This is a genomic window from Allomuricauda sp. ARW1Y1 (assembly GCF_013407935.1).
Classification (GTDB): Bacteria; Bacteroidota; Bacteroidia; order Flavobacteriales; family Flavobacteriaceae; genus Flagellimonas.
Genome location: NZ_JACBZU010000002.1, coordinates 661,025 through 675,012 on the forward strand (window position 1 = coordinate 661,025; position 13,988 = coordinate 675,012).

The window sequence follows — 13,988 nt, forward strand, 5'->3', positions numbered from 1 at the left end:
CAATCAACCCAACCTATGAAAACAATTCAACTACACTCCCTTTTATGTATCTGCCTTTTGCTTGGACTCCATTCCTATTCACAAATTGAGAAAGCACCTCCAAGAGCGGAAGGAGAAGGACCTTGGTCGCAACTCATCATTCGCGGCGTTACGGTAATCGATGGTACCCTGTCCCCGCCTATTGGTCCCGTGGATATTGTAGTGGAGAACAACCGCATTGCTTCTGTTAAGGTTGTCGGTTTTCCCGGAATGGCGATTGACCCAAAGGGCAGGCCCAAACTCAAAGAGGGCGGCAAGGAGCTGAATGCCGAAGGCATGTACCTACTACCGGGGTTTGTGGATACCCACGCCCATATTGGCGGGAGTTCGCAAGGTACCCCTGCAGAATATGTTTTTAAACTTTGGATGGGCCACGGTATCACGACCATTTGTGATCCTGGTTCGGGAAATGGCATTGATTGGGTGCTGGACCAAAAAGAAAAAAGCAATAAAAATGAAATCACAGCGCCGCGGATTGAGGCGTATACTTGGTTCGGTAGCAGCTTGACCGGTGAACGCACCAGAGATGATATTACAACCCCCGAAGCGGCTCGGGAATGGGTGCGCGCCAATGCCAAAAAAGGTGCGGATGGCATCAAGTTTGGCGGAGGACTGCCCGAGGTCATGACCGCAGCGTTGGACGAAAACAAAAAATTGGGCCTACGTTCCAAAACACACCATGCCCAACTGTATGTGGGCCGTTGGAACGTGCTGAACAGTGCCCGGGCTGGACTTACCTCCATGGAGCACTGGTACGGATTGCCCGAAGCTTTGTTCGACGACAGGACGGTACAGGACTATTCCCTGGATTACAACTACCAAAACGAGCAAGATCGTTTTGGGGAGGCAGGACAACTATGGGCACAGGCGGCCCAACCGTATTCTGACAAATGGAATGCCGTAATGGATGAGTTGATCTCGTTGGATTTCTCCATCTCCCCCACCATGGTGATCTACGAAGCCAATCGCGATCTGCAAAGGGCAAGGCGGGCAGAGTGGCATGAGGAATACACCCTTCCCTCCCTTTGGGAATTTTATGCACCAAGCAGGCAATCCCATGGTTCCTACTGGCACTATTGGGGCACGGAGCAGGAAATGGACTGGAAAGAAAATTACAGGCTTTGGATGACATTTTTAAACGAATACAAAAATCGGGGCGGACGTATTACCGTAGGCACCGATGCCGGTTTTATCTACCAATTGTATGGGTTTGCCTACCCACGGGAAATGGAACTTTTGCGCGAGGCTGGTTTTCATCCGCTGGAAGTAATCAAGGCTGCTACCCTGAACGGTGCCGAAGCACTTGGACTGGAAGATGAGATCGGAACCATTAAAGTAGGGAAACTGGCAGATTTTGTGATTGTTGAAGAGAATCCGTTGGTCAACCTGAAGGCACTCTATGGTACGGGTGCCATCCAACTGCAAGAAGACAATACGGTGAAAAGGGTTGGTGGGGTAAAATATACCATTAAAGATGGCATTATTTACGATGCCAAAAAACTATTGGAAGATGTGAAAAAAATCGTGGAAAAGGCGAAGGCCGAATCCAATTATAAAATTGTACAGCCCGGAATGAAGCCCTAAGGCAATATGCACCAAAAAAATAGGCCGTGGACTTTCCCCACGGTCTTTTTTTATCCTATTTTTCCAACGAGTCCAACACTCGCTGGGCCTCCCTAAGCTCCAACTTAAGGCGTTCGTTTTCCAAGATGTACTGCTCTTGCAATTGATTCATTTTTCGTTGAAACTCATCCGCAGGAACGTATTCCGGTTTTAACAAGGTTTCGTTGAAAATACTTATCAGTGTAAACAAGAAACTGATGGCCACGGCACCAATTAGACCAAAAAGCATAAACTTTTCCCTTTTAAGTTGAGGGTTATTTTGTTTGAGGAGCTTTTTTTCTGATTTGGTCAATTTGGGCGTACTGGATAAGTGTTCCAAAAACGTATCCCACTTTTCTTCTTCCTTTACATAAAGATGCATAAAGCCCCCCTCCTCCAAAAAGTCCTGGGTGGTTGCCGTGGAAGCCAGCATAAAAATATCCGAACCATTGCCCCCCATTACATCCAGTAGGCTCTCATCGTACTCTTGTATTTCCTTGACCAATTTCTGCACATAGTCCAGACTATAATTGGGACGCAAAAATTCATCATAGAGGGTCTGGACTTCAAAATAATCATTGCGGTCCAGGGCATATTCCAAAAAACGGTCTTTGAGTTCAGCCTTAAAAAATTCACTCATCTTGCAGAATGGGTGGTTATCGGGTTGGTTTTTGATTGTTTAGGCTATATGTAAAGACTGGGACGGCAAGATAATTCAATTCAAGCTAAAGAATACATGAATTTTTGGTTTGCAGTATTAATTTATGGAAAAGCTACAACTTAAAAATGTATTACACGATTTCTGCACTCAATCCTGCCTGTAACAACTTACTGCACTTGGGTTTCAGGAATGAGTATTCGCCGGTCTTTACCGTGCATTTTCCATTGTAATGCACAATCAACGAGCATTGCTCTGCCTGTTCGGGCGTGTGCTCGCACACATTGATAAGGGTTTCTATAACGTGGTCAAAAGTGTTGACGTCATCGTTAAAAAGTACTATTTCGTGCTCTTTAGTGATTTCTTCTTCCAGAAGAACATCTTCCAACTCTTTTTCTCTAGTGCCCATAATCTATTGCAGTTTATGTCTTTCTAATTTACATATTTTGCCGCAACCCAGTTGTTCTTCTCCAGATTTTTTTCAAATTCCAAACCATATGCAGCACATTTTGAGGAAATTGCATCCAAATCCGCCAAATAAAAGCCACTCAAAAATAAGGTTCCGCCGTTTTTGAGGCAATCTGCATAGATAGGGATATCCTCCAAAAGAATATTCCGGTTGATATTGGCCAGGATGATGTCGTACTTTTTGCCCTTAAGCAAACCTCTGTCCCCTTGAAATGCCTTGATATCCGAACAATCATTGCGCTCCACGTTTTCTTGAGTATTCAAAAAGCACCATTCATCAATATCGATGGCCTCTACGTCCGTTGCTCCCCGTTTTTTGGCCAAAATGGCCAGCACTCCGGTGCCGCAGCCCATGTCCAATACAGTTTTTCCTTCAAAATCATTGTCCAATATATGCTGAAGCATCATGTGGGTGGTTTCGTGATGTCCTGTACCAAAGCTCATTTTTGGTTCAATAACAATATCGTAATCCACTTTCAAGGGTTGATGAAACGGTGCGCGCACCATACAGCGGTCCCCCACGAGAATGGGATGGAAATTCTTCTCCCACTCCGCATTCCAGTTTTGCTGCTCAATTTCCTTTCGGGTCCAGCTAATCTTTACTTCTGGGATTTGGAATGCAAAAAGGTCTTCCAAGCTGTGGTCCTGCCATTCAGATTTGAGCATATAGGCCAAAAGCCCTGTTTCCGTTTCCACAAAACTCTCAAAGCCCAACTCCCCCAACTCCGCAATGAGCATATCTGTTGCGGGTTGGAGCGGACTGACCTTAAAATCGTATTCGAGATAGACCAATGTTTAAGTATTAAATGGCCTTGATAATATCCGTAAAGTCTTTGGCAACCAATGAAGCACCTCCAATGAGTCCGCCATCGACATCGGGTTTGGAAAATATTTCCTTCGCATTCCCTGGTTTCACACTACCACCATATAAAATGGAAACATCCTCGGCGATAGACGAATTGAACCCATCGGCAATGGTTTTTCTAATAAAAGCGTGCATCTCTTGCGCTTGCTCGGGACTTGCGGTCTCTCCCGTACCAATGGCCCAAACAGGCTCGTAGGCAAGCACAATCTTGCTCCATGCGCTGGCTTTAAGTTCGAACAATGCATTTTTTAATTGGCTTTCCACTACGGAAAAGTGATTACCGGATTTCCTGTCGTCCAATTCCTCCCCGAAGCAAAAAATGACCTTAAGTCCTTTTTCTATAGCCGTTTTCACTTTTTTGGCCAAAAAAGCATCATCCTCGCCAAAATAGGCGCGCCTTTCGGAGTGCCCAAGAATGACGATATCCACATCCAAGCCCAACAACATATCGGCGGAGATTTCACCGGTGTACGCACCACTTTCAGCGAAGTGCATGTTTTGTGCCGCCACCTGAATCTTTGAATCTTGTAAGGCCTGCTTTGCAGCTTGAAGATTCACAAAGGTCGGTGCCACAATTACGTCAGCATCGGTATCGGGTAGTTTGGCGGAGAGCTCGGCCAGCAGTTCCTCGGTTTGCTGAAGGTTCTTATTCATTTTCCAGTTTCCTGCCACAATCTTTGTTCTCATGATATCTGTTATTATGTTATACGGTTTGGTTCTTTGTTTGGTGTTTGGTGTTCGGTGTTTGGTGTTTGGTGTTTGGTGTTCGGTGTTCGGTGTTTGGTGTTTGGTGTAAGTTGCTATTCTTTTGTTCTATTGTTGAATTTTTGTCCTTTGATCTTGCTATTTCTTTAATAGTACATCAACGCACCGATTTTGTTCGTACAATGGTCTGTCATGGCTAAAGCTTTTTGAAAGTCTTCCTCACCAATCAACTTTTTGTCAAAAGAGCGGTAAAATTGGGATTTCAACTCTGTGCATGAACCCTTTGAAAAACTCAGAAAATTATGAAACTCCTTATTGCCACCTCTTCCAAAACCTTCGGCAATATTGTCCATGACCGAACCTGAACTTCTTTCCATTTGATTGCGCAACGCATAGTTGTTTCCTAGCTCGGTGGTTTGGAAAAAATCTTCAACCAATCGACATAGCTCTCTCGAAATTTGCCAAACCTCTAAATCTTCAAATCTATCTATCCTACCCATTTTACATCAGAACATAATAACAGAACAACAATAAACATCAAAACTTAAGCTCGTCAAAATCGTTATAATGTACTTTTTGCTTAATGGTTCCTTTGTGGAGCACCAGAATGGCCGGATTGGATCGGACAATGGTCTTCAAGGTGGTCTCATCGGTGAAAAAGAACTTGAAGTCCAGTCCGTAGGTATCCACAACCCGATTGGCCATATCACTACTTGAAGCGGACATACCAATGACCTTATATCCCTTTTGTTTGGCTTCTGAAGTCACTTTGGCCACCTCTTCAAAAGCATCCCAATTGCTCTTGGCCAAATCGTAAGCGATGACCATTACCAATTTTTCCACTTCCAAAACCCGTGAGGCATAATCCTGTCCTTCTTGCTCAATCGTGAAATCGTGAATGGGGGGCTCATACCCTTTTTGGATTTCGGTGGTTTCCACATCAATAAATTCTCCATCCACAGAAGGGTAATCCCCTTGGGTAATGTAAATCTGTTCCTCTCCGTTCACCTTAAATCGCCAGGCATATTCGTACACGGGTTGGGGTGCATCTTCGGGAACTGACATGCCTTCTTGGATATTGGCACCAATTTTATAGGGTCTAAAGTCTACAACAGGCAAATGGGCCAATACATGGTTGGCGAACAATATACAAGCCAATAAAGCCACGCCTCCAATGGACCAGTTGATTTTTGGGCCGAAAAGGGGCGTGATGTACTTTCTACCGTAAAAAAGTATCAGAATGAACACCAGCAATATGACATCCTTAGTAAAAGATTCCCATGGTGTTAGTTTGATGGCATCCCCAAAACACCCACAATCCGTCACTTTATTGAAATAGGCGGAATAGAAGGTGAGGAAGGTGAAGAAAACAATCATCAACAACAGACTCCAAACGGTAAACTTTGGTTTAAACCCAATCAACAGCAAAACACCCAAAATAACCTCAACAATGACCACAAAGATGGAAATCCCCAAGGCCAAGGGCGTTAAAAATGGCAAATCCAGCACGCTGGGGCTAAAGTATTCTTCCAGTTTGAATGAAAACCCCATAGGGTCGTTCAACTTGATGAGACCGCTGATAATAAACAGCACACCAACAATAATCCTTGATATCCAGACCAAATATTTCATTCTTCTTCGTTTAAGTGAATCATAGCAAAAACCGCATAGTTGACCATATCCTGATAATTGGCATCCACCCCCTCGCTTACCAAGGTGGCGCCCTTGTTATTTTCAATCTGTTTTACACGGAGCAATTTTTGCAGAATCAAATCCGTGAGTGAACTGACCCGCATGTCGCGCCAAGCCTCCCCGTAATCGTGATTTTTGTCCTCCATCAACTTTTTGGTGATGGCCACCTGTTCATCGTACAAGGCAATGGCCTCTTCTGCCGTTAGGTCTGGCTGCTCCACTACTCCTTTTTGTATTTGAATCAAAGCCATAATAGCGTAATTAATGATTCCGATAAACTCGGAACGCTCATCTTCGTCCACCTTGCGTACATCATTCTGCTGAAGACCTCGAATCCGTTGCGCCTTAATAAAAATCTGATCGGTGAGCGAGGGTAACCTTAGGATGCGCCATGCGGTGCCATAATCCTTTGCCTTTTTTGAAAACAATTCCCGGCAGGTTTGAATCACCGCGTCATATTGTTGGGAAGTCTGCTGCATGTATTGTTGCTAATTTGCGTAAATTTCGTCCAACTTGGCCATCGCCAAGCGCATTTTGCCAAAGATAATGAAACCCAACAAAGCAGATATTTTTTATGACCATAAACTGCAAAGGCGAACTGGTAGATCTTACAAGACCTAAAGTAATGGGCATCCTCAACCTTACGCCCGATTCTTTTTTTGATGGGGGCAAGTATAAGGACGAAACTTCCATTCTCCAGCAAGTGGAATACATGCTGAATCACGGTGCCACCTTTATTGATACGGGCGCTTACAGTTCGCGCCCAGGGGCCGAACATGTTACAGAAGATGAAGAATTGCTACGGATGCTTCCCGTGATCGACCTTATCTTAACTAAATTTCCGGACACCTTGATTTCTGTGGACACTTTCCGAAGCAAGGTAGCTGCGGAGAGCATTGAACACGGCGCTGCCCTCATCAACGATATTTCGGCAGGGAATTTGGACGCTGCTATGTTTGATACGGTAGCCAACTATCAAGTGCCCTACATTATGATGCACATGAAAGGTACCCCACAGTCCATGCAAAAACAGGCGACCTATTCGGATGTGATCAAGGATTTGAGAAGCTATTTTTCCGAGAAAATACGGGAAACCACCTCCAAAAAAATCAACGACATCATTATTGACCCTGGGTTTGGTTTTGCCAAGACCACCGAACAGAACTACACCTTGCTGAACCATCTGGACCTGTTCCAAACCTTTGGTTTGCCCATTTTAATCGGTCTGAGCCGGAAATCCATGATCTATAAGGTTTTGGAATCTTCTCCACAGGAAGCGCTTAACGGCACCACGGCACTGCACACCATAGCCCTATTGAAAGGTGCGAACATAATTAGGGCACACGATGTAAAAGAAGCCATGGAATGTGTTAAACTTGTGGAGGTCTTAAAAGAGAATTCACTCTAATTTGAGGTTCTGCTATTTTTGCTAATTTTACAAAAACGCTGCCATTGGATTTTCTAAATTTTCTCGAGTTCAAGATTACGGATATCATCGATATTGTCCTCGTGGCCGCACTCCTCTATTACATCTACAAACTGGTCAAGGGCACGGTTGCCATCAATATTTTTATAGGGATTGTGATTGTTTGGGCGCTTTGGAAACTTACCGAACTGCTCCAAATGAAAATGATCAGTAGCATGGTAGGCGGGTTTATGAATATTGGTTTGATTGCCCTCATCATCGTTTTTCAGCAAGAAATACGCAAGTTTTTATTGATGATCGGCTCCACCAACTTTGCCTCGAAACGGAATATTTTCAAGCACTTTAAATTCCTGAAGCAGGAGGCCATTTCCACCAACACCGATGTGGAGTCCATTATCGGGGCCTGTGAACGTATGGCCACATCCAAAACAGGTGCACTTATTGTAATCGAGCGCAACAATTCCATGGACTTTGTAAAATCCACCGGGGATGCGATGGATATTAAAGTTACCCAGCCCATTCTCGAAAGCATTTTCTTTAAAAATAGTCCCTTGCACGACGGTGCCATTGTGATTCAGGATAACTCGATAACCGCGACCCGGGTGATATTGCCCGTGTCCAACGACCGTAATATTCCCCTCCGTTTTGGACTGCGACACCGGGCGGCCGTGGGCATCACCGAAAAAACGGATGCCCTCTGCCTAGTGGTGAGCGAGGAAACAGGGTCGATATCCTACATTAAAAATGGAGATTTTGTACCCTTTAAGGGACGGGAGGAATTGATCAAACGCATTAAAAAGGATTTGGAGCAATGACCTGCAAAAATTGTGACAATAACTTAAGAACGGATTTTGGTTATTGCCCTACTTGTGGAGCGAAGGTGGTCCGCAGCAGATTGACCCTAAAAAATGTTTGGGAAGATATCAGTTTTCAAGTTTTTAACCTCGATAACACCTTACTTAAGACCATCAGGCACTTGTTTACCCAACCTGATGAAGTAATAAATAGTTATGTGAACGGTACAAGAAAACGATATATGAACCCCATCAGTTTCTATGCCATTGGTGTTACACTTTCTGGAATTATGTTTTACGTTCTTCAAAACATATATGAAGTTAAACTTACGGAAACAAGTTTTTCAAATGGGAATGCACCAAACATGGATTATGTTTTTGACTACCAAGGCATACTCTCCTATCTAATCATGCCCTTTTATGCCTTACTTACTTGGATCCTGTTTTTGGACAAGAGAGTATTGAACTATACTGAACATTTGGTAGCCAATGCCTACATATATGGACAGGTGACCTTTGTTCAGTTTTTGATATGTATCCCTTTGTTCGGCTTATTCGATGTGAGCTACGAACCTGTTAATGGGTTTATCCTATTGTTCATGGTAACCTATCAATTCTACGTGTTAAAAAAAATACACAAAACTGGAATCTTCAATACTATTATTCGTTGGTTCGCTTATCTAGTATTGCTGTTAGTTTTAATGATTGGCATTGGAATAATTTTCGCATTGATTGGGTTTTTGACTGGGGCCATTAAGCTCGAGGATTTTGCACCAAAGTAAAGCACTGAAAAAGGGAAGATAAATTCTTCCCTTTTAATGTTTGATTTAAACTTTAAAAAATTAGGCTCACCACCAATTTGATATAGCCTTAAACATAGGTTGAGCAAGGACAATAGCCGCTATGACCGATTTGCGAACGTAATGCTGAGCTACGATATGCTCTCCCGGGCCCATTCCTCCGTTAACTTGTTTCAACTCGTTCAAACTTAATTCTTTCATAATTTTAAATTTTACGATTAATATTTCACAATTATAAAAGAACAGACTCTCAAATTTTGAGAGTGGGAAAAAAATTAAGCCACTTCCTCCGCCAAGAACTGTGCATTGTAAAGGTCGTTGTAGTAACCGCCCTTGTCCAACAATTCCTTGTGGGTTCCAGTTTCTATGATTTTTCCTGCGTCCATCACTATGATTTTATCCGCCTTTTTAATGGTCGCCAAACGGTGCGCTATAATAATAGAGGTCCTACCTTCGGTTATTTTATCGGTAGCTTGCTGGATCAATTGCTCGGAATAGGTATCTACTGATGATGTAGCCTCATCCAAAATCAAGATACTAGGGTTGCTCACGTAGGCACGTAAAAAGGCAATCAATTGGCGTTGGCCACTGGAGAGCATGGTGCCCCGTTCCTTCACGTTGTATTGGTAGCCCCCTGGAAGACTCGAAATAAACTCGTGCACACCAATCTGTTTGGCCGCGGCCTCTATTTGTTCGGTTGTCACCTTCTCGTCACGGAGCGAAATATTATTGGCAATGGTATCGGCAAATAGGAAAACGTCCTGCAACACTATCGCAATATGGGAACGCAAGGATTTTAAGGTATAGTCCTCCAAGCTTACATCATCCACCAAGATCTTCCCGGAATTGATTTCATAGAATCGGTTGAGCAGATTGATGATCGTGGATTTCCCCGCACCCGTAGCACCAACTATGGCAACAGTTTCCCCTGCCTTTACCTTAAAGGAAATCCCGTGCAGTACTTCCTCATCGGGCACATAGCCAAAATGGACATCCCTAAACTCGATATCACCTTTCACATCTTTCTTCTCCACGGTTCCATTGTCGTCAATATGGCTATCGGTATCCAAAATCTTGAACACACGGTTGGCCGCTACCATTCCCATTTGCAGCGTATTGAACTTATCCGCAATCTGGCGCAATGGACGGAACAAGAGATCCATCAAGAAAAAGAAGGCGACAATAGCTCCTTTGTTGTCCATTCCCACATTCTGGATGTTTTGGATGACACCAAAATAGACCACCAAGCCAATCCCAATGGAGTTGGATATTTCCGCTACAGGAAAAAATATAGAGTTGTACCAAACGGTCTTCAACCAGGCGTTTTGATGCTTTTCGTTGATAACACGAAACTTTTCCTTTTCAATTTCCTCGCGGTTAAAGAGCTGCACGATCTTCATCCCTGCGATACGCTCCTGCACAAAGGAATTTAAGTTGGACACTTGGGCCCTCACCTCGATGAATGCAACTTTCATCGCTTGTTGAAAAAGACGCGTTGCTATCAAAATAACGGGGAGAATAGCGAACACGATCAACGCCAATTTCCAGTTGATCACTACCATGATGATGGCGGCAGATAACATCTTAAGGACATCGGCAACAATCATAAAGAATCCTTGGCTAAAGATTTCACCGATACGCTGCATATCGGCGACCGCTCTCGTGACCAATACGCCGATAGAAGAATTATCGAAATAGGTCATTTTGAAGCTGGTCATCTTCTCAAATAGGTTGATTCGAATATCGCGTATGACCGATTCGCCCAAAAGGTTGGCATAATAGTTAAATAACAACTGCGTGACTACCTGCCCCAAAAGAAAGGCCAACATGTAAAGTACATTGGTGAGCAATTGGCCACCATCCTTACTTTCCAACGATTGGTTGATAATGGTTTTTACCAACAAGGGTATCCCAATAGCAAATGCCGCGGAGAGGATAGCCACGATGGCCACCAACCAAAAAATGCCCCGATAGGGCCTGGTCCGTGAAAAAACCCGTTTAAAAAGGCGAAAATCAAACGCCTTGCCTGCATCATCCTTTTTGCTCATCAAAAATTTCTTTTGGGTAGCTAACCTTGGTCAAATATAATCCTTTTGCGGGGACGGAGACGCCTGCCTCTCCCCTATCTTTACTTGCAATTACGTTGTGGATGTCTTCGGGCGACATTTTCCCCGTGCCAACATCCAACAGTGTGCCCACAACTGCACGAACCATATTCCGTAGAAATCTATCTGCCGTGATCGTGAACACCCATTTTTCAGAATCGACTTTCCAGTAGGCTTCCCTAACATCACAGTTAAAGGTTTTCACATCCGTATTGGATTTGGAAAAACATTCAAAATCGGTATGGTCCAATAGGATTTTGGCTGCTTTGTTCATAGCATCCATATCCAAAGGATACTTTACCCAGTGGGCGTAGTCCCACAAAAAAGGGTTCTTTTCCTTCACCACCCAATATTCGTAAGTCCGTTCCACAGCATCAAAACGGGCATGGGCATCCTCTGGAACCTGCCGTAGGTGCTGCACCGCAATATCATCGGGCAAAAAGGCATTCAAACGGTACGCCAGCTCTTCCACATCCGAAATACGTTCTACATCAAAATGTGCGAACATCTGCTTGGCATGGACCCCGGCATCAGTCCTTCCGGCCCCCACTACCTCGATAGTTTCACGGAGCAAAGTGGAAAGGGCCTTTTCCAGTACCTCTTGCACTGTAATGGCATTGGGTTGATTTTGCCAGCCGTGGTACGCCTTTCCGAAATAAGAAAATTGGATAAAATATCTCAATGGGATCCCTTACTTTTAAGCCCGTAAAGATAATTGAATCCTTTCCAAACCGAATCCGACCTCGGGTTTTTAGCATATTTTTAGCGAAATGACAAAGATTTTATTGCTTTCCGATACGCATGGACATATGGATGAGACCATTCTGAAATATGCCGCTCAGGCCGACGAAGTTTGGCATGCGGGCGATATTGGGAACCTTTCTGTCACCGATAGATTGAAAGCGTTAAAACCTGTTCGGGGAGTTTATGGCAATATTGACGACCACGTGATTCAAAAAGAGTTTCCGGAAAATAATCGATTCATGTGCGAAGGGGTCGATGTATGGATCACGCACATTGGCGGATACCCCAATCGGTACAAAGTTCGTGTGCGGGACGAAATTAGGAGCAATCCGCCAAGACTTTTTATTTGCGGTCATTCCCATATCCTAAAGGTGATGCATGACAAAAAATTGGGGCTTTTGCACATGAACCCCGGAGCTTGCGGAAAGCATGGTTTCCATCAAGTGCGAACCATGTTGCGGTTTGTAATCGATGGGGAAAAAATCAGTGACTTGGAGGTGGTTGAACTTGGAAAAAGATGAAAATGAAATACCTGATAATTCTTTTTTTTGGTATTTGGGTCAGTTGCAATAGTGTAAATGCCCAAAAGGACACCTATGGTCATTCCAAACATCCATCGCTTTATATTTTGGGCACGGTTCAGGATGGAGGAAGCCCTCATATTGGGTGTCAAAAATCGTGCTGCGAAGGGCTGTTTAAAAATCCTGACCCTACACGTAAAGTAGTATCCTTGGGTGTGGTAGACCATCTAAACCAAAAAAGCTATCTTTTTGAAGCTACCCCAGATTTACCCTCCCAATTAAAATTGTTGAAAGAGAGGAGCAACCTCAACCAAGAGGTTCCTGATGGCATTTTTATTACCCATGCCCACATTGGCCACTATACCGGCTTAATGTACTTGGGCCGAGAGTCCCTTGGTAGCAAGAGAGTTCCCGTGTATGCGATGCCCAAAATGAAACGGTTCCTGGAAACCAATGGACCATGGAGTCAGCTTGTAAAATTGAACAATATTTCCATTCAGTCCATTCAGAATGAAAAAACAATCCAACTTACCCAAGATTTAAGTGTGATTCCATTTACGGTTCCGCATAGGGATGAATATTCGGAAACGGTGGGTTTTAAAATCATCGGTCCCAACAAATCTGTCTTGTTTATTCCCGATATTGACAAGTGGTCCAAATGGGAAAAGGACATATTGAATGAAATCAAAGCTGTAGATCTAGCATTTCTGGATGCTACCTTTTTTGATGGCCCAGAAATCAATTCGAGAAACATTGCAGAAATCCCGCATCCCTTTGTCGTGGAAAGTATGCAATTGCTAAAGGATTTGCCCCAAGTGGAGAAATCCAAGGTATACTTTATACATTTTAACCATACCAACGCACTTTTGGACACCACTAGTCCAGCTTATAAAAAAGTAATTGACTCTGGTTTCAACATGGCCACTTTTGGCTCAAGATTTAAACTGTAACCCAACAACATAAAAACCCTGGCCAAGGCCAGGGTTTTTTCGCACTAATACTACTAAGATGTTAGGTTCAACGTAAGCGATCCACAGATTTTACAAGATCTTCATCCTTTTTGATAGCCCTGTTGGCCAGGACCAGAAAAACGATAGAAAATACAGGAATCAGCATCCCAATACCCTTCTCAGAAACCACAGTTTCTCCGGATAAGCTTAGCGATCGATAAACGAAAAATCCTAGTAAAAAAAGGTTCAATATCATATTCAATCTGTTTACCACAAATTGATTTTGTCTTTTCTTGTACATCACAATCGACACAACGGCCAAAACGGTCACTATGTAAAAAACAAGGCTCACCAGCACTTCGTCTTGGGCAAACACCTCTTTTCCGCCAACTTCCACCCATAAATTCAAAAAGAACGGCAGTATGCCCGAAATGAGGCCTACTATGAGCAAATATAACGTCTGGATTCGTTGAATCATTGCAAAATTTGATTTCCAATGGCAAAAATAGGCGTCTTTTTGAGAAATGAGGGCTTATTCTTGAAAAATAATTTGTATTATTGTGCAGTTATTAGCAAGCACCTACCAAGAAATTCTTTTCTCCAGTAGCATCCAAAATAA

16 protein-coding genes are annotated in these 13,988 nt (G+C 43.5%); 6 read left to right on the forward strand and 10 right to left on the reverse strand.

Annotated features, from left to right (window positions below; translation table 11 throughout):
* Positions 1–15: 15 nt before the first annotated feature.
* Positions 16–1,623 carry an amidohydrolase family protein gene (locus tag GGE08_RS07865; RefSeq protein WP_179384347.1) on the forward strand — a complete coding sequence of 536 codons (1,608 nt, stop codon included), beginning with the start codon at positions 16–18 and terminating at the stop codon, positions 1,621–1,623.
* A gap of 55 nt (positions 1,624–1,678) precedes the next feature.
* On the opposite strand, the gene GGE08_RS07870 is transcribed toward GGE08_RS07865, so the two are convergent.
* The 7 genes from GGE08_RS07870 to GGE08_RS07900 form a co-directional block, all read right to left on the reverse strand.
* Positions 1,679–2,281: a hypothetical protein gene (locus GGE08_RS07870; RefSeq protein WP_179384348.1), complete on the reverse strand. Its 603-nt coding sequence runs from the start codon at positions 2,279–2,281 to the stop codon at positions 1,679–1,681.
* Positions 2,282–2,432: 151 nt separating this feature from the next.
* Positions 2,433–2,708, reverse strand: coding sequence for an ATP-dependent Clp protease adaptor ClpS (locus GGE08_RS07875; RefSeq protein ID WP_179384349.1), 276 nt, complete (start codon positions 2,706–2,708; stop codon positions 2,433–2,435).
* Between the two features lie 23 nt (positions 2,709–2,731).
* On the reverse strand, positions 2,732–3,559 hold the full coding sequence (prmA, locus tag GGE08_RS07880) for a 50S ribosomal protein L11 methyltransferase (RefSeq protein ID WP_179384350.1): 828 nt from the start codon (positions 3,557–3,559) through the stop codon (positions 2,732–2,734).
* Positions 3,560–3,569: 10 nt separating this feature from the next.
* Entirely contained in the window at positions 3,570–4,319 is a 750-nt protein-coding gene (gene tpiA / locus GGE08_RS07885) for a triose-phosphate isomerase (protein ID WP_179384351.1), read from the reverse strand.
* Between the two features lie 164 nt (positions 4,320–4,483).
* Positions 4,484–4,837: a four helix bundle protein gene (locus GGE08_RS07890; RefSeq protein WP_179384352.1), complete on the reverse strand. Its 354-nt coding sequence runs from the start codon at positions 4,835–4,837 to the stop codon at positions 4,484–4,486.
* Between the two features lie 37 nt (positions 4,838–4,874).
* Positions 4,875–5,969 (reverse strand): BT_3928 family protein, encoded by a 1,095-nt coding sequence (locus tag GGE08_RS07895; RefSeq protein ID WP_179384353.1) that lies wholly within the window; start codon positions 5,967–5,969, stop codon positions 4,875–4,877.
* Positions 5,966–6,508, reverse strand: a complete 543-nt coding sequence (locus GGE08_RS07900; RefSeq protein WP_179384354.1) for a DUF1599 domain-containing protein — start codon at positions 6,506–6,508, stop codon at positions 5,966–5,968. Before GGE08_RS07900 ends, GGE08_RS07895 begins: the two co-directional genes overlap by 4 nt.
* Positions 6,509–6,603: 95 nt before the next feature.
* On the opposite strand from GGE08_RS07900, the gene folP reads away from it, so the two are divergent.
* Genes folP through GGE08_RS07915 form a run of 3 tightly spaced genes read left to right on the forward strand, consistent with a single transcriptional unit; the run spans position 6,604 to position 9,031 of the window.
* Positions 6,604–7,437 carry a dihydropteroate synthase gene (gene folP, locus GGE08_RS07905; RefSeq protein WP_179384355.1) on the forward strand — a complete coding sequence of 278 codons (834 nt, stop codon included), beginning with the start codon at positions 6,604–6,606 and terminating at the stop codon, positions 7,435–7,437.
* A gap of 44 nt (positions 7,438–7,481) precedes the next feature.
* A complete protein-coding gene (gene cdaA, locus GGE08_RS07910) occupies positions 7,482–8,270 on the forward strand; it encodes a diadenylate cyclase CdaA (protein ID WP_179384356.1) in 789 nt (262 codons plus the stop codon).
* The gene (locus GGE08_RS07915) at positions 8,267–9,031 is read left to right on the forward strand and encodes a DUF3667 domain-containing protein (protein ID WP_179384357.1); all 765 of its coding nucleotides are present in this window, start codon (positions 8,267–8,269) and stop codon (positions 9,029–9,031) included. Before cdaA ends, GGE08_RS07915 begins: the two co-directional genes overlap by 4 nt.
* Positions 9,032–9,324: 293 nt before the next feature.
* On the opposite strand, the gene GGE08_RS07920 is transcribed toward GGE08_RS07915, so the two are convergent.
* Together GGE08_RS07920 and truA are read right to left on the reverse strand one after the other, a co-directional pair.
* Positions 9,325–11,097, reverse strand: a complete 1,773-nt coding sequence (locus GGE08_RS07920) for an ABC transporter ATP-binding protein (RefSeq protein ID WP_179384358.1) — start codon at positions 11,095–11,097, stop codon at positions 9,325–9,327.
* Positions 11,081–11,836, reverse strand: a complete 756-nt coding sequence (truA, locus tag GGE08_RS07925; RefSeq protein ID WP_179384359.1) for a tRNA pseudouridine(38-40) synthase TruA — start codon at positions 11,834–11,836, stop codon at positions 11,081–11,083. Before truA ends, GGE08_RS07920 begins: the two co-directional genes overlap by 17 nt.
* An 88-nt stretch (positions 11,837–11,924) precedes the next feature.
* On the opposite strand from truA, the gene GGE08_RS07930 reads away from it, so the two are divergent.
* Positions 11,925–12,419 carry a metallophosphoesterase family protein gene (locus GGE08_RS07930; RefSeq protein ID WP_179384360.1) on the forward strand — a complete coding sequence of 165 codons (495 nt, stop codon included), beginning with the start codon at positions 11,925–11,927 and terminating at the stop codon, positions 12,417–12,419.
* Between the two features lie 2 nt (positions 12,420–12,421).
* Complete coding sequence (locus GGE08_RS07935) at positions 12,422–13,369, forward strand: MBL fold metallo-hydrolase (protein WP_179384361.1); 948 nt, start codon at positions 12,422–12,424, stop codon at positions 13,367–13,369.
* A gap of 67 nt (positions 13,370–13,436) precedes the next feature.
* On the opposite strand, the gene GGE08_RS07940 is transcribed toward GGE08_RS07935, so the two are convergent.
* Complete coding sequence (locus GGE08_RS07940; RefSeq protein WP_179384362.1) at positions 13,437–13,847, reverse strand: DUF4293 domain-containing protein; 411 nt, start codon at positions 13,845–13,847, stop codon at positions 13,437–13,439.
* Positions 13,848–13,988: the final 141 nt, after the last annotated feature.